Annotated in this window: 21 protein-coding genes, 2 tRNA genes and 1 other RNA gene; 11 read left to right on the plus strand and 13 right to left on the minus strand. The window is 72.9% G+C overall.

Annotated elements, in window-relative coordinates:
* The first annotated feature begins 80 nt into the window (after positions 1-80).
* The 5 genes from ACQEV8_RS20795 (at position 81) to ACQEV8_RS20815 (ending at position 3,945) form a co-directional block, all read left to right on the plus strand.
* The gene (locus ACQEV8_RS20795) at positions 81-1,052 is read left to right on the plus strand and encodes an ABC transporter ATP-binding protein (RefSeq protein ID WP_432962348.1); all 972 of its coding nucleotides are present in this window, start codon (positions 81-83) and stop codon (positions 1,050-1,052) included.
* Positions 1,049-1,864: an ABC transporter permease gene (locus ACQEV8_RS20800; RefSeq protein ID WP_432962350.1), complete on the plus strand. Its 816-nt coding sequence runs from the start codon at positions 1,049-1,051 to the stop codon at positions 1,862-1,864. The genes ACQEV8_RS20795 and ACQEV8_RS20800 overlap by 4 nt, the downstream gene beginning before the upstream one ends.
* Positions 1,865-1,886: 22 nt before the next feature.
* Positions 1,887-3,230, plus strand: a complete 1,344-nt coding sequence (locus ACQEV8_RS20805) for a sensor histidine kinase (RefSeq protein WP_432962352.1) — start codon at positions 1,887-1,889, stop codon at positions 3,228-3,230.
* Positions 3,227-3,847, plus strand: a complete 621-nt coding sequence (locus ACQEV8_RS20810; RefSeq protein ID WP_432962354.1) for a response regulator — start codon at positions 3,227-3,229, stop codon at positions 3,845-3,847. Before ACQEV8_RS20805 ends, ACQEV8_RS20810 begins: the two co-directional genes overlap by 4 nt.
* A 22-nt stretch (positions 3,848-3,869) precedes the next feature.
* Positions 3,870-3,945, plus strand: a tRNA-Gly gene (locus ACQEV8_RS20815).
* 56 nt (positions 3,946-4,001) lie between these two features.
* Here ACQEV8_RS20815 and ACQEV8_RS20820 read toward each other — a convergent pair.
* From ACQEV8_RS20820 to ffs, 6 genes are all read right to left on the minus strand, one after another.
* Entirely contained in the window at positions 4,002-4,901 is a 900-nt protein-coding gene (locus ACQEV8_RS20820) for a phosphoribosylaminoimidazolesuccinocarboxamide synthase (protein WP_432962356.1), read from the minus strand.
* 68 nt (positions 4,902-4,969) lie between these two features.
* Positions 4,970-6,445 (minus strand): N,N-dimethylformamidase beta subunit family domain-containing protein, encoded by a 1,476-nt coding sequence (locus ACQEV8_RS20825; protein ID WP_432962358.1) that lies wholly within the window; start codon positions 6,443-6,445, stop codon positions 4,970-4,972.
* Positions 6,446-6,692: 247 nt separating this feature from the next.
* Complete coding sequence (locus tag ACQEV8_RS20830) at positions 6,693-8,519, minus strand: hypothetical protein (RefSeq protein ID WP_432972848.1); 1,827 nt, start codon at positions 8,517-8,519, stop codon at positions 6,693-6,695.
* A gap of 307 nt (positions 8,520-8,826) precedes the next feature.
* Entirely contained in the window at positions 8,827-10,077 is a 1,251-nt protein-coding gene (gene purD / locus ACQEV8_RS20835) for a phosphoribosylamine--glycine ligase (protein ID WP_432962360.1), read from the minus strand.
* 95 nt (positions 10,078-10,172) lie between these two features.
* Entirely contained in the window at positions 10,173-12,617 is a 2,445-nt protein-coding gene (locus ACQEV8_RS20840; protein ID WP_432962362.1) for a DNA polymerase III subunit gamma and tau, read from the minus strand.
* Positions 12,618-12,671: 54 nt separating this feature from the next.
* An RNA gene (gene ffs, locus ACQEV8_RS20845) (signal recognition particle sRNA small type) lies at positions 12,672-12,770 on the minus strand.
* Between the two features lie 72 nt (positions 12,771-12,842).
* On the opposite strand from ffs, the gene ACQEV8_RS20850 reads away from it, so the two are divergent.
* Positions 12,843-12,930 (plus strand) — tRNA-Ser (locus ACQEV8_RS20850).
* Positions 12,931-13,019: 89 nt separating this feature from the next.
* On the opposite strand, the gene ACQEV8_RS20855 is transcribed toward ACQEV8_RS20850, so the two are convergent.
* The 3 genes from ACQEV8_RS20855 to ACQEV8_RS20865 all read right to left on the minus strand — a co-directional run bounded on the left by ACQEV8_RS20855 (position 13,020) and on the right by ACQEV8_RS20865 (position 17,457).
* Positions 13,020-14,642 carry an amino acid ABC transporter substrate-binding protein gene (locus ACQEV8_RS20855; RefSeq protein ID WP_432962364.1) on the minus strand — a complete coding sequence of 541 codons (1,623 nt, stop codon included), beginning with the start codon at positions 14,640-14,642 and terminating at the stop codon, positions 13,020-13,022.
* A gap of 6 nt (positions 14,643-14,648) precedes the next feature.
* Complete coding sequence (locus ACQEV8_RS20860; protein WP_432962366.1) at positions 14,649-16,823, minus strand: hypothetical protein; 2,175 nt, start codon at positions 16,821-16,823, stop codon at positions 14,649-14,651.
* A gap of 148 nt (positions 16,824-16,971) precedes the next feature.
* A complete protein-coding gene (locus tag ACQEV8_RS20865) occupies positions 16,972-17,457 on the minus strand; it encodes an MSMEG_6728 family protein (RefSeq protein WP_432962368.1) in 486 nt (161 codons plus the stop codon).
* A gap of 117 nt (positions 17,458-17,574) precedes the next feature.
* Here ACQEV8_RS20865 and ACQEV8_RS20870 point away from each other — a divergent pair, with 117 nt between their 5' ends.
* The gene (locus ACQEV8_RS20870) at positions 17,575-18,330 is read left to right on the plus strand and encodes a DUF72 domain-containing protein (protein WP_432962369.1); all 756 of its coding nucleotides are present in this window, start codon (positions 17,575-17,577) and stop codon (positions 18,328-18,330) included.
* Here ACQEV8_RS20870 and ACQEV8_RS20875 read toward each other — a convergent pair.
* The 4 genes from ACQEV8_RS20875 to ACQEV8_RS20890 all read right to left on the minus strand — a co-directional run bounded on the left by ACQEV8_RS20875 (position 18,327) and on the right by ACQEV8_RS20890 (position 23,542).
* Positions 18,327-20,153 carry a copper resistance CopC/CopD family protein gene (locus ACQEV8_RS20875; protein WP_432972851.1) on the minus strand — a complete coding sequence of 609 codons (1,827 nt, stop codon included), beginning with the start codon at positions 20,151-20,153 and terminating at the stop codon, positions 18,327-18,329. The two genes, ACQEV8_RS20870 and ACQEV8_RS20875, sit on opposite strands and share 4 nt — an antisense overlap.
* 221 nt (positions 20,154-20,374) lie before the next feature.
* Complete coding sequence (locus ACQEV8_RS20880) at positions 20,375-20,842, minus strand: cupin domain-containing protein (protein ID WP_432962371.1); 468 nt, start codon at positions 20,840-20,842, stop codon at positions 20,375-20,377.
* Complete coding sequence (locus ACQEV8_RS20885; protein WP_432962373.1) at positions 20,839-21,456, minus strand: GNAT family N-acetyltransferase; 618 nt, start codon at positions 21,454-21,456, stop codon at positions 20,839-20,841. Before ACQEV8_RS20885 ends, ACQEV8_RS20880 begins: the two co-directional genes overlap by 4 nt.
* Positions 21,449-23,542 (minus strand): penicillin acylase family protein, encoded by a 2,094-nt coding sequence (locus ACQEV8_RS20890; RefSeq protein WP_432962375.1) that lies wholly within the window; start codon positions 23,540-23,542, stop codon positions 21,449-21,451. Before ACQEV8_RS20890 ends, ACQEV8_RS20885 begins: the two co-directional genes overlap by 8 nt.
* Before the next feature lie 92 nt (positions 23,543-23,634).
* Between ACQEV8_RS20890 and ACQEV8_RS20895 the strand changes: the two genes are divergently transcribed.
* The 4 genes from ACQEV8_RS20895 (at position 23,635) to ACQEV8_RS20910 (ending at position 25,599) form a co-directional block, all read left to right on the plus strand.
* The gene (locus ACQEV8_RS20895; RefSeq protein ID WP_432962377.1) at positions 23,635-24,357 is read left to right on the plus strand and encodes a siderophore-interacting protein; all 723 of its coding nucleotides are present in this window, start codon (positions 23,635-23,637) and stop codon (positions 24,355-24,357) included.
* Between the two features lie 45 nt (positions 24,358-24,402).
* Positions 24,403-24,996: an HhH-GPD-type base excision DNA repair protein gene (locus tag ACQEV8_RS20900; protein ID WP_432962379.1), complete on the plus strand. Its 594-nt coding sequence runs from the start codon at positions 24,403-24,405 to the stop codon at positions 24,994-24,996.
* A gap of 78 nt (positions 24,997-25,074) precedes the next feature.
* Positions 25,075-25,398 (plus strand): hypothetical protein, encoded by a 324-nt coding sequence (locus tag ACQEV8_RS20905; protein WP_432962381.1) that lies wholly within the window; start codon positions 25,075-25,077, stop codon positions 25,396-25,398.
* 66 nt (positions 25,399-25,464) lie between these two features.
* On the plus strand, positions 25,465-25,599 hold the full coding sequence (locus ACQEV8_RS20910; protein ID WP_432962383.1) for a hypothetical protein: 135 nt from the start codon (positions 25,465-25,467) through the stop codon (positions 25,597-25,599).
* The last annotated feature ends 24 nt before the right edge of the window (positions 25,600-25,623 follow it).

The raw sequence follows: 25,623 nt of genomic DNA on the forward strand, positions 1-25,623 counted from the left end.
CGGGTTCGTCTGACATTTGTCATGCCGAGTGATGACAGCGCGCACTGCCGAGGGGCCCGCCGGGGCGGAACGCTGAAGGCATGGAAAGCAACGGACGCGAACACGTGATTGAGGTCACTGACCTGCGGCGTGTGTACGGGGGCGGGTTCGAGGCGGTGAGCGGAATCAGCTTTTCCGTACGCCGCGGGGAGATCTTCGCGCTGCTGGGCACCAACGGCGCGGGCAAGACGTCGACCGTCGAACTGCTGGAGGGACTCGCGGCGCCGGCGGACGGCCGGGTGCGGGTCCTCGGGCACGATCCGTACACCGAACGGGCGCTCGTCCGGCCCCGCACCGGCGTCATGCTCCAGGAAGGCGGCTTCCCGTCCGAGCTGACCGTCACGGAGACCACGCGGATGTGGGCGGGGTGCGTGAGCGGGGCCCGGCCGCCGGCGGAGGTCCTCGCGCTGGTCGGACTGGAGTCGAAGGCCGGCGTCCGGGTCAAGCAGTTGTCCGGCGGGCAGCGGCGCCGCCTGGATCTGGCGCTCGCCCTGCTCGGCCACCCCGAGGTGCTCTTCCTGGACGAGCCGACCACCGGACTGGACGTCGAAGGCCGCCGCGAAACGTGGGAGTTGGTGAGCGCGCTGCGCGACGGCGGCACGACCGTGCTGCTGACCACGCACTACCTGGAGGAGGCCGAGAGCCTCGCCGACCGGCTGGCGATCATGCACGAGGGCCGCATCGCCAGCACCGGGACCCCGGCCGAGGTGACCGCCGCCCAGCCGTCGCGGATCTCCTTCGAACTGCCCGACGGCTACTTCGTGGGCGATCTGCCGCCACTCGGGGAACTGGGCGTGACCGGGCACGAGACCGACGGCCGGATCGTCCGGCTCCGCACCCGTGAACTGCAGCGCGCGGCCACCGGTCTGCTGCTGTGGGCCGAGCGGGCCCGGGTGGAACTGCGCCGCCTGGACGTGCGGTCGGCCTCCCTGGAGGAGGCGTTCCTCGGGATCGCCAAGGAGGCGTCGGCGGGGCGGGCCCCGGCAAGGACGACGAAGGAGTACGCGGCATGAGTGCCACCCACGCGACGCCCCGCCCGGCGCCCGGCACGAAAGCCGCGGGCACCACGCCGACGAGCCGCATGACGGCACTCGCCCGCGCCGAGCTGACCCTGCTCGGGCGGAACAGGGGCGCGCTCGTCGCCGCGCTGTTCGTGCCGCTGGTGATGCCGGTCAGCGTGCGGTCGGCGGCCCAGGAGATGGACCTCGCGGAAGCGGGGCTGAACGCCGGCACCCTGGTGCTGCCCGCCGCGGTCGGCTTCTCCCTGCTGTTCGCCGTCTACTCGGTGCTCGTCGGCGTGTTCGTCGTCCGGCGTGAGGAACTCGTCCTCAAGCGGCTGCGCACCGGTGAGCTGCGGGACGCCGAGATCCTGGCCGGTTCCGCCGTGCCCGCCGCCGTCACCGGACTCGTGCAGTGCCTGCTGCTCGCGGCAGGCTGCACCGTGCTGCTGGACATGCCCGCGCCGTCGGCGCCCCAGCTGGCCGTCGTGGGCCTGCTGCTGGGGCTCGTACTGTGCGCCGCCCTCGCCGCGGTCACCGCCGGTTTCACCCGGACCGGCGAGAGCGCGCAGGTCACGCCCATGCCGCTGCTGGTCGTCTCGATGATGGGCTCGGGCATGTTCTTTCCGCTGGAGCTGCTGCCGGACCGGCTGGCCTCCCTGTGCGAACTGCTGCCGCTGACGCCCGTCGTCACCCTGGTGCGCGGCGGCTGGACCGGCGACCTGTCGGCGTACGAGGCGCTGGGCGCCGTGGCGACGGCGGTGGCCTGGACCGTCGTGTCGGTGTTTGCTGTACGACGGTGGTTCCGCTGGGAACCGCGGCGCTGACCGGAGGGGGAGGGACGGGCTGATGCGCGGGCCGGGTGGGTGGTGGCGGCGGCAGACCACGCCGGAGAAGGTCGAGACGTACACGCGGTGGTCCTTCCAGTCCTTCGCGGTGACCGAGTTCGTCATGGTCGGGCTCTTGGCCGTGGTCCCGCTGGGGGCGTGGATCGGGGCCGGGCTGCTGCTCATGTCGGCTGTGCACGCCGCGGTGTGCCTGGTCACCGTGAAGCGGTCGCTGGACTGGACGCGCGGCAGGCGGCCGCAGCCCGTCCGGCTGCTGTGGACGCTGGCCGCCGTGACCGCCGTGGTCGGCGCCGTCGCGATCGGCATCGCCGACCACGGGCCGGGCGGCGAGAGCGTGGACAACGCCGCGAACGGGGCCGTCGGGGTCATCGGCATCATCGGGATCGGCACCATCGCCCTCGGTGTCCGCGAGCGGTGGCATGTGTTCGCGATCGTCGTGGGTTTCGCGTCGGTCTCCTGGCTCGTGGCGCTCACCCGGGGCGCCTCGCTGGGCGAATCCCTCTTCACGGCGTTGATGGCGCTGCTCGCGGCCGGAGTGCTCGCCTTCACGGCCGTCGTCTCCGTGTGGCTGCTCGACATCGTCTACGAACTCGACGAGGCACGAGAGACCCGGACCCGGCTCGCCGTCGCCGAGGAGCGGCTCAGGTTCGGGCGGGATCTGCACGATGTCATGGGGCGGAACCTCGCCGTGATCGCGCTCAAGAGCGAACTGGCCGTGCAGCTGGCCCAGCGGGGGCGGCCGGAGGCCGTGGCACAGATGGTCGAGGTGCAGCGGCTCGCACACGAGTCGCAGCGCGAGGTGCGGGAAGTCGTCCGCGGCTACCGCGAGGCCGACCTCGGGGCGGAACTCGCCGGGGCGCAAGGAGTGCTGGCCGCGGCCGGTATCGACTGCACGGTGAGCGGGGCGACGGCGGCCGGGCTGCCGGTCGCGGTGCAGTCCGCCCTGGGGTGGGTGGTGCGGGAGGCAGCGACGAATGTCCTGCGGCACGGGGACGCGCGGCGGTGTGCGGTGCGGTTGCGGGTGGTGGAGGGGGGCGTGGTGCTGTCGGTGGAGAACGACGGGGTGGAGAGCGACGGGGTGGCCATAGGGGCCGGGGCGGTCGGCTCTTCCGGCGCTTCTGGCTCTTCCGGCTCTTCTGGCTCTTCCGGCTCAGGGATCGCCGGGTTGCGGGAGCGGCTGGCAGAGATCGACGGGACGTTGGAGGCCGGGCCTGCGGGGCGGGGACTGTTCCGGCTGACGGCGGAGATTCCGCTGCCCTCGGCAGCCGGCCCTTTCAGCACTGATGCCTCCTCCGGCCCGGCGGCCGCCGCCACCGTGGACCCTGTGAGTGAGGTCACACCATGACCGCCGTAGGGCCCGTGCGGCTGCTGCTCGCCGACGACGAGCACCTCATCCGTGGGGCGCTCGCCGCGCTGCTGTCGCTGGAGGACGACCTCATGGTCGTCGCCGAGGCGGCCACCGGGCCGGAGGCGCTGGCGATGGCCCGGGCGCACGAGCCCGACGTCGCGGTGCTGGATCTCCAGATGCCCGGCGCCGACGGTGTGAAGGTCGCCACATCCCTGCGCTCCGAACTGCCCGGCTGCAGGGTGCTCATCGTCACCAGCCACGGGCGGCCCGGGCATCTGAAGCGGGCGCTTGAGGCCGGGGTGCGGGGGTTCGTGCCGAAGACCGTGAGCGCGCAGCGACTCGCGGAGCTCATCCGTACCGTGCATGCCGGCAACCGTTATGTCGACCCGGAGTTGGCCGCCGACGCGATCGCCGCCGGGGACTCGCCGCTGACCGCGCGGGAGGCCGAGGTACTGGAACTCGCCGCCGACGGGGCGCCCGTGGCGGAGATCGCCGAGCGGGCCGCGCTGTCCCAGGGGACCGTACGGAACTATCTGTCGTCGGCGGTGTCGAAGCTCGGGGCGGAGAACCGGCATGCGGCGGTGCGGCTCGCACGGGAGCGAGGTTGGGTATAGTGGTTCTCGCGCCACGGCGCATGCGAACGTAGCTCAGTTGGTAGAGCGCAACCTTGCCAAGGTTGAGGTCGCGAGTTCGAACCTCGTCGTTCGCTCCAGCGAGAAGCCCCCGGTTCCGGCCGGGGGCTTCTTCGTGTCCTGAGTCGGACACCGCCTAGGCCCAGGTCAGACCCGTCAGGCGCTCGTACGCCTCCACGTACTTGGCGCGAGTGGCGTCAACGACCTGCTGGGGCAGCGCCGGCGGGGGCTGCTCACTCTTCCTGTCCCAGCCGGACTCCGCCGAGGTCAGCCAGTCGCGGACGAACTGCTTGTCGTACGACGGCTGCGCGCGGCCCGGCTGCCACTGGTCGGCCGGCCAGAAACGGGAGGAGTCCGCGGTGAGGACCTCGTCCGCGAGGACCAGGTCGTCGCCGTCGAAGCCGAACTCGAACTTCGTGTCCGCGAGGAGGATGCCCCGCTCCCGGGCGATGTCCCGGCCCCGGGCGTAGACGGCGAGAGTCGCCTGGCGCAGCCGGGCCGCGGTGTCCGCGCCGACCTGGCGGGCGACCTCCTCGTAGGAGACGTTCTCGTCGTGTTCGCCGACGGCGGCCTTGGTGGCCGGGGTGAAGATCGGCCCGGGCAGTTCACTGCCGTCGACCAGCCCCTCGGGGAGGGCAAGGCCGCAGACCGTGCGGGACTCGTTGTACTCGACGAGGCCCGAGCCGGTGAGATATCCGCGGGCCACGCACTCCACGGGGACCATCCGCAGGGATTTGCAGACCAGCGTGCGGCCCGCCCAGTCGGCGGGGGCGCCGGCGGGCAGTTCGGTGCTCAGGACGTGGTTCGGGACCAGGTCGGCGAGCTGGTCGAACCACCACAGGGAGAGCTGCGTGAGCACCCGGCCCTTGTCGGGGATCTCGGTCGGCAGCACCCAGTCGTACGCGGAGATGCGGTCGCTGGCGACCATCACGAGGTCGCCCGCCTCGTTCTGGTACAGCTCGCGCACCTTGCCGGTGTGCAGATGTACCAGACCCGGGACCTGGATCGGCTCGGGCTTTTCTACGAATCCGGACACGGTTCCTCCCCGTGGTTCTGTCCTATGGCTTGATTCTCCCGTATGCGGAAGGTGATCACGGACAGGGGTCAGTCGCGTTTGCAGATGCGGTCCAGGAGGTTTGCGGTGGCGCGCTGGATACGCGGGTCGACGTGGCCCGGGCGGTCCAGAGCCGGGGTCCAGGCGAAGGTTCCGGATGCGAAGACCCAGGCGCCGGAAGGGGCGCGGTAGAGGGATGTCTCCTGGTGGCGCCGGGCGCCTTCCTTGTCGGTGTACGGGGAGTGCGCGAGCAGCACGCGCTCCTCGTGCTCGGGCAGCGGGGTGCGCGGGAAGTAGCGGTCGGCCTCGCCGGCCACCAGGTCGGCGATCTCGTCGCCCTCGTACGCTCCGGACGCCTCCCACAGCCAGTGATCGGCGTTGCGCACGATCAGGGGCTGCGGCTCGGGGACATGCCCCGCGTACTGGATGCCGATGAGTTGCTGTTCCGCCCGGTCGATCTCCCGCCACAGCACCGGCTTGCCCGGGCCCCTGCGTTTACGGCAGGTCAGCAGGCGGTCGGGGACGCCGGACGGGGAGGGGCCCAGTTCCACCTGCCAGTACATGGAGTTGGCGGAGAGGAAGACGAGCGAGGTGCCGGCGTCGCGGGCGAGCTCCACGCTGCCGCGCATGGCCGCCGACCAGTACTCGTCGTGGCCCGGGAAGACCAGGCCGCGGTAGTGGGTGGGGTCGACGCGGCCCGCGTGCAGGTCGCTCGCCGTGGCGTAGGCGATGTCGTAGCCGTAGCGCTCGGCCCAGCGGATGAAGTCGTAGGCGTGGCCGACGTGGAGGGGGAGGCCCGCGCCCGCGTACGGACGGTCGAAGGAGACCGTCGTGGCCGCGTCCGACTCGCCCAGCAGCCGGCCCTCCTCGTCCCAGGCGTGGTAAAGGCTGGCGCCGGTGCGGCCGTCCTCCGGGTAGAGGTTGTACGCCTGCCAGGTGATGTCGGGCAGGACGAGGAGCAGGTCGGCGGGCTGGTCGTGGCGGACCGTGAACGGGACGTGGGAGCGGTAGCCGCCGGCGGTGGTGAGGACGGCGACGTACGCGCCGATGTTCCAGTACGACGGGACCTGGAGCCGCCAGGACAACCACCAGTGGTGGCAGGAGACCGTACGGTCCGCGGTGAGCGGCGCGGGCTGGACGATGCCGGACAGCCGCGGGCTGGTCGTGATCTTGGCGGCGCCGTCGCCGCCGTAGTGGCCGATGCGGTAGATGTCGACGCCGAACTCCTGGGGCGGATCGACCGTGATGTGGAAGTCGATGGCCTCGCCGGGCGCGACCGCGCCGGTGGAGGTGAAGCCCTTGATCTGGCGGTGGACGTCGTCGGCGGCCCGGGGGCCGTTGGAACGGGTGGATTTCCTCGGGGCGTGGGGCACGTCCAGGTCCACGTACCAGGGGACGACCTGGCCGGTGTCGTCGAAGTACGTGACGGTGCCGCGCAGCCACGGAACGGGGCCCTGTCCGAAGGGATCCGTCACGGCGTGCGCCAGCGCTCCCGACTCCCAGCGGCGGATCTGCTCCGAAGCCATGGCTGCTTCCCCTCCCCTTCGCCCCCGTGCTGGTGCGTACTGGTGTGATGCCTGTGGGTGTGGTGCCTGTGGTCTGTGCGGTGAGTGCGGTCCGTGCGCCCCTGTGTGATGTCGTCGCGCTTATGTGCTTGTCGTATGTCGTCAGCCCTTGCCATGCGCCCGAACGGTCCAAGCACATCACATAACGCGCGCACTTCGTCACTGTTCGTTTCGAATTGGCCAGAAGTGGAAGCGGGTGCTCCGGCGGTCAGACGAGCCGGACCGGCTTCTCCGGGCGTATCCCCAGCTCGGCCAGCCAGGCGCGCAAGGGGGTGGGGTCGCCCTCCTCGATCAGGGTGAGGATCTTGGGCGCGAGATCGGCGGTGCGCTCGCCGTTGTGGAGGAGTGTGGGGCCGTCCAGCCAGTCCAGGCCGGGCATCGCACCGGCGGTGTCCATCGCGGCACAGCAGATCATCGCCGTGAGGTGATCGGCGAGCAGTTCACGGGCCGTGCGCGGGGGCTGGAGAGGGAAGAGGGGGAGGGCTCGGTCGTCCCAGAGGGCGAGGGGGTCGGGGGTGGCCGGGGAACCGGCTGCCGGTGAGGTCGCGGTCGACGGGCGGGGTGCCGCGGAGGCCTCTTCGCGGGCCAGTTCGGCGCTGAGGCGGGCGGCCAGGTTCGCGCTGCGAGGAGTGGTGCCGGAGAGGTCTTCTTCGTCTTCGTATGCGTCTTCGGCGTCGTTGGGCGGAGGCGGTGGTTCCGGGGTTCTGGTGGGGAAGGGCGCTTCACCGGCCGGGGCGGTGCTTCTGTGTGCTTCGCCGGCCCGGTCCGTCAGGTGGTCCAGCACGCGGGACAGGGTCGGGCCGCCGGTGGCGGGGGCCGCGGGGCCGGTGGCGGGGCGGACACCCATCGCGTCCAGGACGCGGTGGAGCCGGGCCGCGTCGATGCGCCACTTGCGGTCCACGACCTCCTCCGGATACTCGCTCCAGTCCACCGGCGACCAGTCGGGCCCGGGCCCGGCGGGGCCGCCGTGGAAGAGGCGGGCGGCGAGGAGTGAGGCGGACTCGTCGACCGTGCCCGGCTCCTCGAGCAGATCGCAGGCCGGCCGTTCCCCCAGCCGGGACGCGAAGCCCTCGGCCAGGCGGTCGCGCCGGGAGAGCTCCGTGAGTGCCGCCACCACACCGGCGTCCAGCCGGGAGGGCCAGCGGCCCATCCGCCAGGCGGGCAGCGCGACGCGGGTCAGCAGCCGGTCCCACCCCGCGTACGCCAGGCCCACCTGCTCCTGGGCGACGATCCGCAGCCCGTAATCCACAGCCTGTGCACGCTCCGCGGCCGCGGCCGCCACGCCCCGCTCCAGCTCGGCGGCAGGAAGGCGGCAACTGCGCAGCAGCAGCCGGGCCACCCAGCCGACGCCGGCCAGCACGGCACGCGAGACCGGGTCGCGGCGGGGCGCCGACGTCACGGCCACCGCGGCGTCCAGGCCCCGGACGAATCGCCGGGCCGCGGCTATGTCCGGGTGGGCGGAGGGGCCCGTACCCGCGACGACCGGGGCGAGGACCGCGCGCAGCTCTCCGACCCGCATCCACCACAGGAAAGGGGAGCCGATGACGAGGACCGGCGCGACCGGGTGCCGACGGTGCGGGTTCTTCCCCGCGCCCGCTATGTCGTCGTGCTCCTCGGCCGGAGGCGGTCCGTGGGCCGGGTGGGTGCGGTCCTCCAGCCAGCTGTCGCAGTCCGGCGTGAGCGCTATCGCGGAGGGGGCGGGGACCTCGAGACGGTCGGCCAGGTCGCGCACCATCCGATACAGATCGGGAGCCGCGTCCTCGGCGATCGGGACGGTCGGGCTCATGGCCGGACGGGCCCGGGCGACGACCAGGGCGATCCCGGCTGCGGCGAGCAGCACGAGGACGGCGACCGGGGTCAGGACCCAGCGGGCGGCGTCCCAGCCGGGTCCGACGAGACGGCCGGAGAACGCGCCCGCGAGCAGGATCACGGCGACGGCTGCGGGCAACAGGGCGACGGCCAGCGCGCGGCTGCGGATGCGCAGCACCGCCAGTGCCCGTGCCCGCGCGATCTGCGCGCCTGCCTCCACACCCATTCCGGTCACGACCGACCTCACCCCCTCCCCGTTGACCTGACGCTTTCCTTGCTCACTCCCCCACTGTGGCACCAGCCACTGACATCGCAATGCCGGTGGGCCAAGTGCCGGAACGCTTGCGCCGCACCCTAGTTGGGGCTCAGCCCCCCGTCAGCCGGATAGGGCATCGGTCACTCGATGGAATGGCTTTGGGGAGAGGTGGATGACGGAAAGCGAGGGTCAGGCCCTCACCTACCGAAAACTTCAGGCCCCGGATCCTGAGACGGATCCGGGGCCTGTGAGGTTCATCGGCGAAGGGGCGGTGTTGCTACGCGCCTGCCGCCTTCGCGGCGATGTCCGTGCGGTGCTGGGAGCCGTCGAGGCGGACCCGGCCGACGGCTGTGTAGGCGCGGTCGCGGGCCTCGGCGAGGTCCTTGCCGGTGGCCGTGACGGACAGGACGCGGCCGCCCGCGCTGACGATCGCGTCACCGTCGCTCTTGGTACCGGCGTGCAGGACGTACGCGTGCGGGGCGTCCTGGGCGGCGACCTCGTCGAGGCCGGTGATCGGGTCGCCGGTGCGCGGGGTGCCGGGGTAGTTGTGCGAGGCGACGACCACGGTCACGGCCGCGTCGTCGCTCCAGCGCAGCGGCTCCAGGTGGGCGAGGTTGCCGGTGGCGGCGGCCATCAGGAGACCGGCCAGCGGCGTCTTCAGACGGGCCAGGACGACCTGGGTCTCCGGGTCGCCGAAGCGGGCGTTGAACTCGATCACGCGGACGCCGCGGGAGGTGATCGCGAGACCGGCGTAGAGCAGGCCGGAGAACGGCGTGCCGCGGCGCTTCATCTCGTCCACGGTCGGCTGCAGGACCGTCTGCAGCACCTCGTCGACCAGCTTCGGGTCGGCCCACGGCAGCGGGGAGTACGCCCCCATGCCGCCCGTGTTCGGGCCCTCGTCGCCGTCCAGCGCGCGCTTGAAGTCCTGGGCGGGCTGGAGCGGGACGACCGTCTCGCCGTCGGTGACGGCGAACAGGGAGACCTCGGGGCCGTCGAGGAACTCCTCGATGACCACGCGCTCGCAGGCCGCGGCGTGCGCCCGGGCCGCTTCGAGGTCGTCGGTGACGACGACACCCTTGCCGGCGGCGAGCCCGTCGTCCTTGACGACGTACGGAGCGCCGAAGGCGTCGAGGGCCGCGTCGGCCTCGTCAGCCGTCGTGCAGACGTACGAGCGTGCCGTGGGCACCTCGGCCGCCGCCATGACGTCCTTCGCGAAGGCCTTGGAGCCCTCGAGCTGCGCGGCCGGACCGGACGGGCCGAAGACCGGGATGCCCGCCTCGCGCACGGCGTCGGCGACACCGGCGACCAGCGGCGCCTCCGGTCCGACGACCACGAGCTCCGCGCCGAGCCGGGTGGCCAGCGCGGTGACGGCGGCGCCGTCCAGGGCGTCGACCTGGTGCAGCTCGGCGACCTCGGCGATGCCGGCGTTGCCGGGGGCGCAGTGCAGCGCGGTGACGTCGGGGTCGAGGGACAGGGAGTGGCACAGGGCGTGTTCGCGGGCGCCGGTGCCGATGACGAGGACCTTCACGGGGGTCAGCCTAACGGGAAGCGCCGGGTTTCCTTTGTGCGGGCTTCCGAAGGGGGTGGGGGTGTGGGGTTGGAGGTTCCTCCGAAGGGGGGAGGCTAGGGCTCGTTCGTGAACTCGTCCACCACCGTTGCCCCCAGCTCCCGCACGATCAGGTCCTGCCCGGAGAGGGCCGACTCGTCGAGGTCGGGGTCGTCGTCCTCGGGGATGTCGTCCTCGACGGACACGGACCGCGGCTTCAGGGCGGAGGGCTGGGGCGCGGGGGCCGGCCTCGCGGGTCCAGAGCCCGAGGTGGGGGCGGGGGTGCTCGACTGCTGGGCCGGGGTGGACGGGGCCGTCGACTGGGACGGGGCGGGGCGCTGGGCCGTTGCCGTACCGCCGCTGCCGCCTCCCGCCTCGTAGCCGCCACCGCCGGAGCTGTAGCTGCCGCCGCCGTAGCCACTGGTGCCGCCGCCGGGCCCGCCGCCGTGGCCGCCGTTGCCTCCTCCGAAACCGGAGGGGCCGCCCGGAGCGGGGGGCGCGGATCCCCCGGAGGGGTCGACGATCGCCTCGATCTTCCACTGGACGTTGAACTGCTCGCCCAGCGCCTGCCGCAGCACGTCCTCGCTGCCGCTGCTCAGGAAATTGTCCCGCGCACCCGCGTTGACGAAGCCGAGCTGGAGGGTCGTGCCGTCGAAGCCGGCCACCTGGGCGTTCTGGCTGAGCAGGATCCAGGTGAAGCGCCGACGGTTCTTGACGGCCTCCAGGATGTTCGGCCAGAGCATGCGGGGGTCGAGACCACCTGCGGGAGCAGGAGCGGGGGCGGCCTGAGCGGGGGCCGAGGGGGACGGTGACGGCGCCGGTGGGGTACTGGCGGTGGGGGTGCTCGGGGCGGGTGTGTTCGCCGCGGGGGCCATCCCTGCTGCGGCGTTCGAGGCGGGTGCGCCCGAGGCGGCCGTGGGCCAGCCGCCGGGGCGACGGCCGCCGCTGCCGGCGGAGGCGGCCGTGGGCCAGGCGCCGGGGGCGGGGGCCGCGGGCGTCACTGGCGCTGGGGGTGCCTGGGACGGCTCCGGAGGCTGGGGCGGCTGGGCATGACCGCCGGCGGCAGGGCCGGAGGCGACCGGAGGCTGTTCGGCGGGACCGCCGGGGGAGCCCGGGGTACCCGGAGCGTCGGGGACGTAGCCGGCGGCAGCCGCCGTATCACCGCCACTGCTGCCGGTCCCGCTGCCGCCGCTGGTCCCGCTCCCCGGTGCCCCGGAAGCCCGTACCGCCGCACGGGCCGCGGCCGGACCGCTGCCGGGCGGAACCGGAGCAGCCGCCGCAGCCGCGGCCGCCGGTCCACCATGCCCCTCGGGCCCCGGCGCATAGCCCATGGCGGGCATGCCGGCGGGGGCCGCGGAGAAGTTCACGCCGCGCTCGATGCGGTCCAGGCGGGCCATGACGGACCGCTCGTCGCCGTAGGCGGCGGGGAGCAGGACTCGGGCGCAGATCAGCTCCAGCTGGAGACGGGGCGAGTTGGCGCCGCGCATCTCCGTCAGTCCCTCGTTGACGAGGTCGGCGGCCCGGCTCAGCTCGGCGGGGCCGAAGGTGCCGGCCTGGGCCTGCATGCGCTCGACGACATCGGCGGGGGCGTCGATGAGCCCCTTCTCCGCCGCGTCCGGAACGGCGGCGAGGATCACCAGGTCACGCAGCCGCTCCAGCAGGTCGGCGACGAACCGACGGGGGTCGTTCCCGCCCTCGATCACGCGGTCGACGACCTCGAAGGCCGCGGCTCCGTCGCCGGTGACGAAGGACTCGACCACGGAATCGAGCAGGGAGCCTTCGGTGTACCCGAGCAGGGCGGTCGCCATGGCATACGTCACACCGTCCGCCGCGGCACCGGCGAGCAGCTGGTCCATGACGGACATGGAGTCACGCACGGAGCCGGCACCGGCCCGCACGACGAGCGGGAGCACACCGTCGTCGACCGGGATGGTCTCCTTCTGGCACACCTCGGCGAGGTAGTCCCGCAGGGTCCCGGGCGGGACGAGCCGGAAGGGGTAGTGATGGGTCCGCGAACGGATCGTCCCGATGACCTTCTCGGGCTCGGTGGTCGCGAAGATGAACTTGAGATGCTCCGGCGGCTCCTCGACGACCTTCAGCAACGCGTTGAAGCCGGCCGACGTGACCATGTGGGCCTCGTCGATGATGTAGATCTTGTAGCGACTGCTCGCGGGTCCGAAGAAGGCCTTTTCGCGCAGGTCACGGGCGTCGTCCACGCCGCCGTGCGACGCGGCGTCGATCTCGATGACGTCGATGGAACCGGGGCCGTTGCGTGCGAGGTCCTGACAGGACTGGCACTCACCGCACGGCGTGGGCGTCGGGCCCTGCTCGCAGTTCAGACACCGCGCCAGGATCCGCGCGCTGGTCGTCTTGCCACAGCCGCGGGGCCCGCTGAACAGGTACGCGTGGTTGACCCGGTTGTTGCGCAGCGCCTGCTGCAACGGGTCGGTGACGTGCTGCTGCCCGATGACCTCGGCGAAGGTCTCCGGGCGATAGCGGCGGTACAGAGCGAGAGACGACACGCATACGAGGTTATAGGCGCCCACTGACAACGAGCCCCGCCCCGGAAGGCCGGGAACGCAAACGCCCCCCACGCACCCGCCAGAGCCAACCTACCCTTGCTGCCTTCCGGCCCTGGGGGAGTTCAGTCAGATAGCGCCGCGTGAGGGGCTGCGCCCAGGTTACCTGATGTCAGGGGCAGGGAACGAGTTCGCAAGCACTCCTCTCGGTCATGTAATGTTCCCAGCGGAGGATTCGCCTAGAGGCCTAGGGCGCACGCTTGGAAAGCGTGTTGGGGGCAACCCCTCACGAGTTCGAATCTCGTATCCTCCGCCAGTGCCTCACCGGGCACGATGTCGAAGGGCCCCACCGCTTGCGGTGGGGCCCTTCGGCGTTGTCCGTCGTGGATGACCTCTCGGGGCGGATCAGCGCGTCGTGCTCGGGATCACGCAGTTCTTCGGCTGTGGTGTGCCCGTCGGCCAGCCGAGGCCTACGAATTTCAGGGTGCCCGCGCCCTTTCGGCCCGGGTCGAGTTCGACGACGGCGGCCGGTTTGTCGTAGGCGTTGCCGCCTGTGGTGAGGCAGATCAGGCCGCTGGTGGCCTGGACGCGGTGGCGGGACTGGAGGAGGGACCACTGGCGGCCCACGTCCTCGCGGGTGGGGGCGGTGGTCTCGGGGGCGCCTCGCTGGGCCTGGTGGAGGGCCTTGCCGATGGTGATGAGGCCGTCGTAGACGAGCATCGTGCGCGAGTCGTCGAGGTTCGGGGTGGAGCCGAGTGCTGTGCCCTCGCGCCGGGTGGTGGTGATCTGGTTTCTGAGGGTGTCCAGGGCCGCCTTCGGTTCGGTGAGGTACTGGGGGAGGTCCTGGGCGGACGGCCTCTTGTTGTGGGTCGCCGTGTAGCGCTTCGTCCACGCCGTCAGTTCCGTGGTCCACGCGTCGGGGTGTGCGGGGGCCGCGTACTGCACCGTCACCTTCGGGCTGCCGTCCTCGCCGCGGAGCCGCGCCCAGTCCTTCTCCGTCATGGCCTGGCGCAGCGATGCCGCGTCGGAGCCGCTGACGATGGTGTAGTGGCGGTTCTCGCAGCCCACCTGGGCGAGTTTGAGGGCGAAGATGCGCAGGTGGAGCGTGCGGCCCGCGAAGTAGACCGTGTCGGCCTCGGAGTCGCAGATGTTGTTGGCCGTCTGGGTGAACTGGTTGCCGGTCGAGCCCGGCTCGTCGATGGACGGTGACTCGAACGACATCGCGGCGGGGCCGGCCGGTCCCTTCTCCTTGATCCTGCTGAACGCCCTGGCCAGCGATTCGTTGTAGCCGTCGGGGCGTTTGTCGTAGACCAGCACCGTTCTGAGGTTTTGGCGGCCGCGTTCGCCGTTGAAGTTGGCCAGGGCCTGGGCCGCGTCGTTGTTGGTGGGGAGGATGCGGGCCAGGCCGGGGAACTTCAGGGCGGCCATGCCGTCCGGCCGGTCCTCGTTCGCGATTCTGTCGCCGCTGATTCTGGCCGCGAGGACCGGGATCCTGTTCTCCGTCAGGCGCTTCACCGCCGCCTCCGTGGCGGCGAGGCTCAGGTTGAAGCCGGTGACCGCGCGCAGCCGGTCCTCGGGGGAGGCTGCCATCCGGAGGAGGGTGCCGACGACCTTCGCCTGATGGCCGTAGGCCTGTCCGGGGTTGGCCAGGACCAGGCGGATCCTGGGTGGTTCGCCCTCGCCCTCGTTGGCCTGCCGCTGTCCCAGGTACGCGCCCTGGAGGTCGCTGCGCATCTGCCGGCGCAGGGCCTCGCGGTCCGACTGGAGCGGCAGCATCATCGCCACCGTGACGTGCGGCTGGTTCGCGATCCTCCGGTTCTCGCGTGCGATGGCCCGGGCCACGTCGGCGATCTCCGGGGTGCCGAAGTCGTAACCCTCGCCGTTGACGCCGACGCACTCGCCCTCGATCCGCTCAACGCCGTCGGCGCAGGTGTCCGGCCTGCCGAGGAAGGAGGTGGTGAGGGCCACCCCTGCCACGATCGCCCCCACGAGCAACACCGAGTAGAGGATCTTCCGCCATCTGGGCATTGCCCGTCATCTCCTTCGCCGGAGCTGTTCGGTGCAGGTGCAGCGCAGCAGGGGCTGCTCGTTCTCCGCCAGGCCGCTCCAGTCCGTCGCCGTCCTGCTGAGCCGGCCCGCGCCCTCGAAGTCCATGATCGAGAGCAGGTCCAGCAGCTTGGCCAGCGTGCGGGCCGTCTCCTTGCCGGTCGGCCTGGTGCGCTCCTCGCACAGCCAGACCGCGTGCAGCAGCTGGTCGACCGTGCGGCGCAGGGGCGGGCCGTCCGCCCCCACCAGACCCTGGGCTCGCTCGCGTCGGGCGTCCGCCCCACCCGGGTAGGGGGCCTGGGCGATCTCCAGGAGGTCCGCGCACCAGGCGCCGGGGCGGCCGGGGAGGGTGGCGGCGAGGTGGGTTACCACGTCGTCCGCGCCGCCGGACACCAGGTGGTGGTTCATCCGGTGGGCGGTGAGCGAGCGGAAGGCCCCGTCGTCCTGGGCATCCTGGGCCTCCCCCGCCGCGCGCCGCGCGTAGTGGTCGCGCAGCAGATGGTGGTCGGCGTACCAGGCGGCGCCGCCGGGGCGAAGGCCGTAGAGCCGGTGCACCAGCAGCTGGCGGAGGCCGAAGTCGCCGATGAAGTGGCGTTCGCAGGTGGGCCATCCGGTGTCCGTGAGGAGCCGCGAGATGTGATGGGCGGTCAGGTGGTGGACGTGGCCCGACTGGTGGTGGCGGAGCAGGACGTCCGCGCACTCCGTGTCGTGGGCCACCGACAGGTGGGAGAGGAGGTCGAGCCACTGGGCCCGGTGCTCGGTGGGGAGCCGTACGGGTAACTGGTCCAGGATCAGTTCGCGGAGCAGGACGTCCGCGACCGGGCGTCCCGGGGTGTCGTCGCCGGGGAGCCGTAGCGGGGCGTCCAGGATGTCGCGGTCGTTGGCGTCCGCCGGCATCCGGAAGGCGGCAGCGGCGGCGGACAGCCGGATCACCGTGTGCGGGCGGCCGCCGCTCAGCCGGGCCACGGCCGCGTCGATCCGGCGGCGGTTCGCGCCGCCCTCCGGCTCGGCGTGCCGCTGTCCTCGTACGGTTTCGCGGCGGAGCTGGTCGCCGGTGAGCAGGGGCATCCGCAGCAGGACCACGCCGTCGGCCAGGGGCGCCCGGTCCGCGGCCCCGTCCGTGCGCCGGGACCAGGCGGGCGGGGCGCCGTCGGCCGGACGGTACTCCGCCGGGGGCGCCACCTCCTCGGACGGCAGGCCGCCGTGCAGGAAGGCGCCGCCGTCCGGACGGCGTGCCGTGCCGACGATCACCACGCGGTCGCGCTGCCCGGCCCGGCGGTCGGTGAGGACGGCCCGCAGCAGCCGCTCGCCCAGGGGCGACTCGGCGTGGTCCAGCAGTACCGCCGGGCGGCCCACCCGGCGGAGCCAGCCGGAGGGCGAGGCGTACGCGGCCTCCAGGTCCTCGCGCAGGGCCCGGAAGAGGAAGCTCTCCGCCACGACCCGTGCCTCGCCGCCGGCGCGGAAGTCGGCGGCGAGGACGCGCAGCCCGATCCTGGGCTGGCCGGCCGCGCCGGGATAGGCGCCGTAGAGCCGCTCCAGTTCCGCCCGGCCCCGGGGCGCCAGTCGCTCGAAGAGGGCGTCCAGCAGGGCGTTGCTGACGGCCGCCGAGTACGGGTCGAGCGCCTGCCCGGACAGGGTCATCAGCAGGTTGCGGATGCCGCCGCGCAGCACGCCCCGCCAGAAGTCGCCGGTTCCGAGGCCGCGCAGGCGCTGCTTCTGGGCCAGGCCCTCGTAGCGTTCGGCCTCCGTCGCCACCGCCTCGGGCGTGCCCTCGGCGACGCCGGTCGCGATCATGGCCAGGCCGGGGAAGAGCCGGGGGAAGGCGAACGAGCCGCCCGTGCCCTGCCAGGTGCACAGCCGGCGGGCGACCTCGACCAGGGCCTCGGTCGTGGCCGAACGGGCGTCGGGCTCCGGGTCCGCGCGGTCCGCGTACACCGGTGAGGCGCAGTCCAGGTGGATCACCGGCACCTTGGCGGCGAAACGGTCCCGTACGGCGCGCAGCAGGCGGCCCTTGCCCATGCCCGGCCCGCCGGTGAGCAGGACCACAGGGAGGTCGGGGCCGTACAGCGGGTCCCGGCCGGCCCCCGAGGGCGTCCGTCCGAGCAGCCGCGCGAAGAAGCCCTCCTCGCCGAGGAGTTTCTCGAACCCCAGTTCTTCACACACGGACCCCCCATGGAGTGCCTGCCCGCCCGGGGGCGGTGACCGGTGACCGATGTGCCAGAAAAGATTCAGTGGAACACGGAACCTCTGGCCGGACAACGGGGACTGCACGGAAGGAAGTTAACGGTGCTCGCGCGGAGCGTGGCGGGGGTCACCCCTGCGGCGGTCGCTCGTCGGTCCGGTCCGACGTGGGCCAGACGTAGGGGAGGTCGTCGGGGACCCCGGGGAACAGCGCCGCATACGTGGCCGGGTCCTTGCGGACCAGGGCCGAGCGGTGGCTGCGGTGGAACGTGTCGTCGCCCAGCCAGGGCGGCAGTTCGCCCTCGGCGGCCAGCAGGGACTGGTCCCGTACCGGTGCGTGGGGGCGCCTCGCCGCGAGGTCGGCGACGAGGGTGGCCGCGCAGGTGTCCTGATGGCCCTGTTCACGCCAGACGCGGCAGATCTCCAGGCCGTAGCGGACCAGCGCCTCCTCGTAGCCGGCCCACATCCGCACGGCCGGATGCCGGCGCCACCCGTAGTCCGGTACGACCAGGCCGCGCAGCACCTGCAGTGCCTCGACCCGCTGCTTGCCGAGCCGGCGGCGGTCCAGGACCAGGGCCGACTCCCGGAAGCCGGGGTAGGGAAGGAAGGTCTGCACGCTGTCGTCCCTGTCTCACTCTCGGGGTGAAGCATCCATATCCCCGGACGAGCGCGTCCATGGCCCGGTTACTCCGATCGCGGGTCTGCGGGAGCCCGGCCCGGGTAACCGCTCCCCATGTGCCGGATCCTCGTGGGCACGTGTTCCTGGACCGACCGGACGCTGGTCGGCAGCGGCTGGTGCGCGGTGGGGCGGCGGGACGCCGAGGGGCGATTACGGCACTACGCCGAGCGGTTCCCGGTCGTCGAGGTCGACGCCTCGTACTACGCGCTGCCGGGCGAGCGGAACAGCCGGTTGTGGGCCGAGCGCACACCGGACGGGTTCGTGTTCGACGTGAAGGCGTTCTCGCTGCTGACCGGGCATCCCACCAGGGAGGCGGCGATGCCGGGCGGGCTGCGGGCCGATCACCGGGACCCTGAGGTGCTCGACGAGGTGTGGGCCCGGGTTCGGCCACCCCCGCGTCCGCTCGGCGCACTCCCGGAGGAACGTCTCCGCCCGCTCCCCGGGCCGGAACCACGGCGGGAACTGGAACAGCACGCTCCCGAGCCGCCCGGCTCGTGGCAACGGCCCGATCCCGGCCGCCATGGCCGCGGTCGCCGTCGACATGACGCGGACGCTCCCCTCCTCGGTCCCGCCCGTGACGGCCGTGACCTCGCCGCGGCTGTCCGTCGTACGGTTCCGTGGCCGCAGCGCCGCCTGGGGGACCGGCAGCAAGGCGGACCGGTACCGGTACCGGTACGGCGAGAAGGAACTCGCCGCCTGGCTGCCCGACGCCGCCGTACGCGCCGCCGAGTGCATGACGTGGCTCCTCGACGGCGCCGCCGGGGCGGGCACCGGAACGGGACCGGGAGGGGCCGGGGCCCGGGTGCCTAGGAGAAGATCCGCACCTGCTTCGACACCGTCACCTGGTCGACGTCCGACACCCGCACGGTCGTCTTCATCGTCCAGGTCCCGGGGAGGGGCAGGTTGACGGAGTTGGTGCTCCAGTAGCCGCCCGCGTTTTTCAGTTCGGCGTCGATCGGGCCGACCTTCCGGGAGGTCAGGGTGAACGTGACGCGGAGCTCGGGGATGACGATCAGGCCCTTGTCGGAGCCGTAGACCACGGCCTGGACGCCGTTCTCGCCGACACGGGCCGGGTCGAGGGTGATCTGCACCCTGCCACGGCCGGTCACGGAGCCCGTGCCCGTGTCGTAGGGCACCGTGATCAGGGTCGTGGGCGGCAGCGCGCCCGCCGGGGCCTGCTGCGCGGCCTCGGCCTGCGCGCGGCCCGGCAGCGTGGTGGTGAGCAGGGTCGTGATCAGCAGCACCACGGCGGCGACAGCGACCTCGATGAGGACGGAGCGGCGCAGACCGCGCCGGATCCCGTCCCGGTCGCCCGGCTCGGGGGCCGGCGGCTCCGGGTGCTCCGGTTCCCCGCTGTCCCGCGTCTCGGGCTTGGCGGTCGCTTCCGGCGGCGGCGGGGCGCCGACCGGCTGCGCGACCCGTTCGCGTACGGCCACCGCCGGGGCCGTCGTCGTCGCGGTCGCCGTCGCAGAGGCCGCGATACGGGCCGTCCAGCGGCGCGAGTACCCGGCCGCCAGCACCAGCACGGTCACCGCGACCAGTTTCGCGAGCAGCAGCCGGCCGTACGACGTGCCGGACAAAGCGGAGACGGAGCCGAGGCCGCGCCAGGACTGGTAGACGCCGGTGACGACCAGAACCGTCACCGAGGCGAAGGCGATACGGGAGAAGCGGGGCACGACCTCCGTCAGCTCCTCGCCGGACGAGCGGCGCAGGGTCAGGAGCAGCGCCACGAGGCCGCCCAGCCAGACCCCGGTCGCCAGCAGGTGCAGCACGGACGACGTCATGGCCAGCGGCACCTGGATCCCGGCGGAGGCGTGCTCGGCCGCCGCCCAGGTCAGGGCGAGTGCGGCGGCCAGGGCGGTGCCGGCCGCCAGGACGGCAGGCGGTTCCTGACGCTCCCGGCGCTTGGCCAGCCACAGCAGGAAGGCAGCGGTCAGCAGGAGAACGGCCAGCCTGGCGAGCAGGGCCAGGCCCGGACGGCTGGTCAGGGTACGGCCGAGGGCGGAGGCGTCGAAGGCCGCCGCCGGGCCGGTGCCCGCCTCGTACGGGGCGCGCAGCAGGAGCAGCACGACCGTCGAGCCCAGCAGCGTCCACCACGCCGTCACCAGCGGCCCCCGCAGCGGGGACCTGTTCGCGGGACGGCACAGCAGCGCGAACGCCGCCGCGCCGACGAGCAGCGCGGCGGCGAGATAGGCGAGGTAGCGGGCGGCGTCGTAGAGGCCGCCGGTCAGCGGGTCCTCGTCCGGGCCGGTGTCGATCTGTGTGGTCGTGGCGGACCGTTTGCCGACGGAGAAGGAGAAGGCGCCGGAGACCGGGTGGCTGTCGGCGGACACCACCCGCCAGGCCACCGTGTAGGTGCCCTGGGCGAGCTTCCGGGGCAGTCGGACCCGGGCCGTGTCGGAGCGGCCGTCCGCGTGCGTGGCCTCGTCGGTGTGGACGCGGCGCTGGTCGGGGCCGAAGACCCGGAAGGAGTCGTCGAGCAGACCCACGGATTCGGTGAAGGTCAGGGTGACACTGCGGGGAGCCTGTTCGGCGACGGATCCATCGTCAGGGGTGGTGCTGCGGAGGGCTGCGTGGGCCGAGGCGGGGGCTCCGCTGAGGAGGAGCAGGACCAGCACGGTGCCGAGCAGCACCAGGGCTTGGATTCGCCGGGGGTGTCCGACATTGCGCTCCTCGTTCCGCCGTGGGTCCACGTGGTTCTCCGTGTTCGGGATTTCCGGCCTCGGGATACTTACGGACGGGAAGGGTGTAGCGCTCATCGAGGTGTGTGATGTGTGTCGTGCGGCGGCTGCGGGCGGGTGGGGGCTTGTCGCGCCCACACGGCGGAGCCGCACATCGATACAGCCCCGCGCCCCTAAGAACGCGACAGTTCCGCGATCCGGTCGGCCTCTGCCGGATAACGCGCCGTCAGCTCCCGCTCATCTCCGTGTTCATAGCCCTCGAACGTGAAGCCGGGCGCCATCGTGCAGCCGAACAAGGTCCACTGCCCGCGGGCCCTCCCGCCCATCCACGTACCTGCCGGAATCGTGAACTGCACGTACTGGCCGCCCAGGACATCCGGGCCCAGCACCACCGTCCGCGTGCCGCCGTCCGGGGCGAGCAGGAGGAGCTCCAGGGGATCGCCGAGGTAGAAGTGCCAGACCTCGTCGGTCGGGAGGCGGTGGAGGGCGGAGAAGGCGTCCGCTGTCAGGAGCGCGACGATCGCCGTGCCCTCGGGGCGGCCGTCGGGGCGTTGGGGGCCGGCCCAGGTCTGGCGGAACAGGCCGCCCTCGCGGGGGATCGGTTCCAGGCCGTAGTGCGCGATGAGGTCCTCGGGCGTCACGCGGGGAAGAGTACTTCCCGGTCGAGGAAGGCGAGCTGTGCCTTCTTCTCCGGGAGGTGCACGCCGGGGAGGTCGATCTCGGGCAGGACGACGACCGGACCCACCGTGAAGCCCAGTTCGAGGAAGCGGGCGACGGCCTTCTCGTTGCGTACGTCCGGGTCGACCACGACCCGGCGCCGGTCCAGGCCCAGCAGGACGTATCCGGCGACGGACGCCACCAGCCGGGCCGTCCAGCCGGAGCGGGGGCCGCCCGGGCCGGCGGGGGCGAGGAGCAGGTGGACGCCGATGTCGCCGGGGCGGACGTCGTAGCACTCGCTGACGCGGTCGGCCTCGGGCTCGTAGGTCTGCAGGAGGGCGACCAGCTCGCCGTCGCGGACGACGAGGTAGGCGTGGTGGGTGGTGAGGGTGTCCAGGTGGGCGTAGGTCTCGGCCACCTGACGCTCGGTCAGGTCGGTCATGCCCCAGAAGGCGGCCCGGTCCTCGTTCACCCAGCGGTGGATCACGGCGGCGTCGGATCCCGGGTCCAGTGGCAGGACGCGGACGGTGCCGAAGCCTTCGGTCGCCTGCTCGTGGACTGCCGTGCGGGAGGCGTACGGGGTGTGCGGGTCAGACATCGGTTTCCTTCTTCAGCAGGGTCCGGTCGGTGACGACCGGGACGAGGTCTCCCGCGAGCCACAGGGAGAGCTGGTCGCGGTGGTGGGGCGAGCCGGGGACGCCCGAGGCGCCGAGCGGGACCACCCAGCGGCTGTCGTCGCGCCGGGCCAGGTCCCAGATGTAACGGGCCGCCGGGCCGCGGGCGGCGCGGTCGGTGAGGCCGGGTACGCCCGAGGTGCACAGCACGCAGTCGTGGTCGCCGGACAGGGCCGGTTCGTCGTACGGCGTCTCGGGGTGCAGCGGTCGCCAGGGGGTGAGCCGGTGGGTGTCGCCCCAGACACCGGCCGGGGGCCGCTCGGCGACCTCCTCGATCGCCGCGCGGACGGCCGCCGGGCGGTCGATTCCGTACAGGTCCTCGGCCCGCAGCAGGTGTTCGAGGGCGAAGCCGACGCGCGGGAGGAGGGCCAGCCAGGGCTGGAACACCTCCGGGTAGGCCGGGGGTGTGGCGAGCGCGGCGAAGGCCGGGTGTGCCGCCAGGTTCCGTACGACCGCTGCGCGCACGGCCGCGTAGAGGGCCGCGTCGGCGCTGCCGGCGTCCATGCGGCGGTCCCAGGCGAGGAGTCGTTCGCGGAGGGCGGCGGCCTCGGGGGTGAGGCCCGGGAGGGCCTGGAGGTGGTCCACCAGGGGGCCCGCCGAGGCGAGGTGGGTGTCCATGTGGATCGCGGGCATGTCGGCGGCGGACCAGCGCTCCTTGCCGGAGAGCAGCTCGGCGATACGGCCGGCGCGGTGCGGCGGGGCGAACTCCACGCCGAGAGGTTCGGCCGGGCCGCGCTGGTTGGCCATGACGGCGACGCCGTCGGTGAGCCCGGCGCGGGGCGTCTCCTGCCGGCCCCGCCACTCGTGGCCGGGCTCCCAGGCGGGCACCACGCGCACGCGGTTGGACTCGGCGCGCAGCGGCACCCACCCGGCCACGCGGTGCAGCACACCGCCCTCGGTGTCGGCGGCCTGGACGACGTTGACCGGCTCGGCCCAACGGTCGAAGGCCGCGTCCACGTCGGCGACCCGGCGGGCCCGCAGCAGCGGCAGCAGGGCGCCGAAGCCGAGGTCGCCGGTGACACGGGGCGGGTAGCGCAGGCTGATCGCCACGGGCACGCCCAAGGGGTCCGCGGGGTCACCGTCGAGGCCTTCCGGGCCGCCGATGACCAGCGGTCCCCGGCCGGTCTCGATCACCTCGACCTCGACCGGCTCCTCGCCCGCCACCTCGACGACCTCGGTGTGCCGGGCCGCCCGGTGCCAGCCCCCGTCCGGGCCGAGGGCCTCCACACCGGCCCCGGTGCGCCTCAGCCGCTCCCGGTAGAGGTCCTGGTAGTCGGACATGGCGTTGGTGATGGCCCAGGCGACGGAGCCGGTGTGCCCGAAGTGGGCGATGCCGGGGACACCGGGGACGGCCAGGCCCACGACGTCGAACTCCGGGCAGGACAGATGGATCTGCTGGTAGACGCCCGGGTCCTCGATCCAGCGGTGGGGGTCGCCGGCGATGACGGCCTGCCCGGTGACGGTCCGCTCCCCGCTCACCAGCCAGCCGTTGGAGCCGGAGGTGCCGGGGCCGTCGGTGGCGAACAGGCCGAGGGCGTCCGCGTCCAGGTGGGCGAGGGCCTGCTCGCGCCAGAGCTTGGCCGGGAACCCGGCGAAGAGGATGTGCGTGGCGAGCCAGACGCCGAGGGGGGTCCAGGGGTGCCAGGGGCCGGGGGTGAGGCCGGTGCGGGAGAACTCGGGGGCCGCCCCCGCCCCTTTCTCCAGCCCCGCGTTGACCCCGTCGACGTACGCCCGGACCCACTCCGCCGTGTCGGGGTCCCGTCTCTCCAGCTCCGCGAAGCAGCGTCTGGCCGTGTCGTCGAGTCTGGCCCGTCTGGCGAACCGGTCCCAGGCCAGGGCGCTCTCGCCGAGGAAGGACGCCGAGGTGCCCTGGGCCCGGTGCCGCTCGGCCTCGAGCTGCCAGGCCCGGTCGCGGGCGGTGACGCGGCCCTGCGCGTGGGCGAGTTCGGCCGGGCTGCCGGCGCGCAGATGCGGAATGCCCCAGGCGTCACGGTAGATCTCGGTGGCCACGCTGTGCTCCTTCTGTTCTTCAGGTGAGGCACTCTTTAGGTTAGGCTTGCCTAAGTTGATCGCCGGAATAGTACGTGAAGGGTGAACAAGCGATGGGGCAGGGGCGGGGTTGGGAAGGCGCGGTCCTCAAGCTGCTGCGCGCCAAGGATTTCGTGTTCACCGTGACCGGCGCGCGGGACGTCACCCCGGACTACCGGCGGCTCTCCTTCACCGACGGCGGTCTGCTGGCGGCGGCCGGTGTCCATCCGACCATGTGGGTCCGGCTGTGGTTCGACAACGCGGGCAAGCCCCACCAGCGGGCCTACACCCTGGTCGACCCGGACCCGGAGGCCGGCACCTTCAGCCTGGAGTTCGCCCTGCACGAGGGGTGCGCCAGCGACTGGGCCAGGACGGCGAAGCCCGGTGACACCGTCGAGGCGACCGTCCAGGGCACCGGCTTCGAGCACCCGAGCCCCGCGCCCTCGCACGTCTTCGCCGTCGGCGACCCGGCCTCGCTGCCCGCCATCAACTCCCTGCTGGCCGCGCTGGGCTCCGCCCCGGCCACCGTCTGGTTCGAGGGCGGCGACGAGGACCTGCCGTTCCGCACCGACCCGGCCCGGCACGAGCTGCGCAAAGTGCCGCGCCAGGACTCCGGCGCCCACCTGGTCGACCGGGTGAGGACGGACCTGCCCGGGCTGCTCCAGGGCACGGCCGACCCCTTCGTCTGGATCGCCTGCGACACGGCGACGACCCGGACCCTGGCGGCGTACGTACGCAAGGAACTGGGGCTGCCCAAGCAGCGGGTGCACGCGCTGGGGTACTGGCGCGCGTCCTAGAGGGCTGGGGACGCGGCCGGGCCCGCCCCGGGGGATGATCGGGGCATGGACGTCACTCTTCACCTCGCCCAGGATCCCGAGGCCGACGCGCTGCTCGGCCGCAGCCCGCTCGCCGCGCTGGTCGGCATGCTGCTGGACCAGCAGGTCCCCATGGAGTGGGCGTTCAAGGGCCCGGCGACGATCGCCCAGCGGCTCGGCACGGACGACCTGGACGCGCACGAGATCGCCGCACACGAACCCGAGGCCTTCGCCGCGCTGCTCTCGCAGAAGCCGGCCGTGCACCGCTACCCGGGCTCCATGGCCAAGCGGATCCAGCAGCTGTGCCAGTACCTCGTCGAGCACTACGACGGTGACGCCGAGGCCGTCTGGAAGGACGCCGGCACCGGCAAGGAGCTGCTGAAGCGGCTGGCCGGGCTGCCGGGCTTCGGCAAGCAGAAGGCCCAGATCTTCCTCGCCCTGCTCGGCAAGCAGCTCGGCGTGCGGCCGGAGGGATGGCGGGAGGCCGCGGGCGCTTACGGCGAGCCGCAGTCCTTCCGTTCCGTCGCCGACATCACCGGGCCCGAGTCACTGGTCAAGGTGCGGGCTCACAAGCAGGAGATGAAGGCGGCGGCCAAGGCGGCGAAGGCCGCCGACACGTAAGACCCACAGACCCACAGGCGTCAGCCACGTGGCCCGCCCCCGGTGGCGGGCCCTTCCGACCCGGTCCAAGCATGGATCATGACGGTCCCGCGCGGCACCCGCCGGAACTCATGGCCGCGGGTGCTCGTCCTGCTGCTCGCCCTGCTCCTGCCGGGCGAGCACGCCGAGGCCTGCACAGCACCGGCAGCCACCGTCTCAGGGGAGAGCACGGCCGTCGAGTGCGATGTCCTCGACACCGTCCTGCGCCCCTCGGGCCGGGCCGCCCGGCGCACCGTCGTCCCGCTGCGGCCCGCCCCGCTCCCGGCCCCCTGGCGCGCGTACACCGCACCGCGCCCCGTGCCCGTACCGCCGGGCCCGCCGCACGACCCTCGCCCTCCGCGCTCCGAGGTCCTGCGCTGCTGACCGGACCGGACACCGGTCCCTCAGCCCGCACGGAACAGGAACGACGAGGAACGACGAGGAACAGCCATGCTTCAAGACCCGTACGCGGTCCTGCGCGCCCTGCTGCGCGCGGAGGCCGTCCGCAGCGCCCCCAAGCCCCATTCCGAGCCGGACCCGCGCAAGCCGCGGCAGCCCTCGGGCAAGGAACGAGAACGCGGCTGACCCACCCGCGGCGGAGGCGGCACA

Source organism: Streptomyces sp. CA-179760, assembly GCF_050937045.1.
GTDB lineage: Bacteria > Actinomycetota > Actinomycetes > Streptomycetales > Streptomycetaceae > Streptomyces.

What these genes read in the sequence shown, in the direction of transcription:
- ACQEV8_RS20795 (WP_432962348.1), top strand. Translation starts at nt 81, where the DNA reads ATGGAAAGCAACGGACGCGAACACGTGATTGAGGTCACTGACCTGCGG.
- ACQEV8_RS20905 (WP_432962381.1), top strand. Translation starts at nt 25,075, where the DNA reads ATGACGGTCCCGCGCGGCACCCGCCGGAACTCATGGCCGCGGGTGCTC.
- ACQEV8_RS20895 (WP_432962377.1), top strand. Translation starts at nt 23,635, where the DNA reads ATGGGGCAGGGGCGGGGTTGGGAAGGCGCGGTCCTCAAGCTGCTGCGC.
- ACQEV8_RS20910 (WP_432962383.1), top strand. Translation starts at nt 25,465, where the DNA reads ATGCTTCAAGACCCGTACGCGGTCCTGCGCGCCCTGCTGCGCGCGGAG.
- ACQEV8_RS20900 (WP_432962379.1), top strand. Translation starts at nt 24,403, where the DNA reads ATGGACGTCACTCTTCACCTCGCCCAGGATCCCGAGGCCGACGCGCTG.
- ACQEV8_RS20830 (WP_432972848.1), bottom strand. Translation starts at nt 8,519, where the DNA reads ATGGGTGTGGAGGCAGGCGCGCAGATCGCGCGGGCACGGGCACTGGCG.
- ACQEV8_RS20805 (WP_432962352.1), top strand. Translation starts at nt 1,887, where the DNA reads ATGCGCGGGCCGGGTGGGTGGTGGCGGCGGCAGACCACGCCGGAGAAG.
- ACQEV8_RS20810 (WP_432962354.1), top strand. Translation starts at nt 3,227, where the DNA reads ATGACCGCCGTAGGGCCCGTGCGGCTGCTGCTCGCCGACGACGAGCAC.
- ACQEV8_RS20885 (WP_432962373.1), bottom strand. Translation starts at nt 21,456, where the DNA reads ATGTCTGACCCGCACACCCCGTACGCCTCCCGCACGGCAGTCCACGAG.
- ACQEV8_RS20800 (WP_432962350.1), top strand. Translation starts at nt 1,049, where the DNA reads ATGAGTGCCACCCACGCGACGCCCCGCCCGGCGCCCGGCACGAAAGCC.
- ACQEV8_RS20825 (WP_432962358.1), bottom strand. Translation starts at nt 6,445, where the DNA reads ATGGCTTCGGAGCAGATCCGCCGCTGGGAGTCGGGAGCGCTGGCGCAC.
- ACQEV8_RS20855 (WP_432962364.1), bottom strand. Translation starts at nt 14,642, where the DNA reads ATGCCCAGATGGCGGAAGATCCTCTACTCGGTGTTGCTCGTGGGGGCG.
- ACQEV8_RS20870 (WP_432962369.1), top strand. Translation starts at nt 17,575, where the DNA reads ATGTGCCGGATCCTCGTGGGCACGTGTTCCTGGACCGACCGGACGCTG.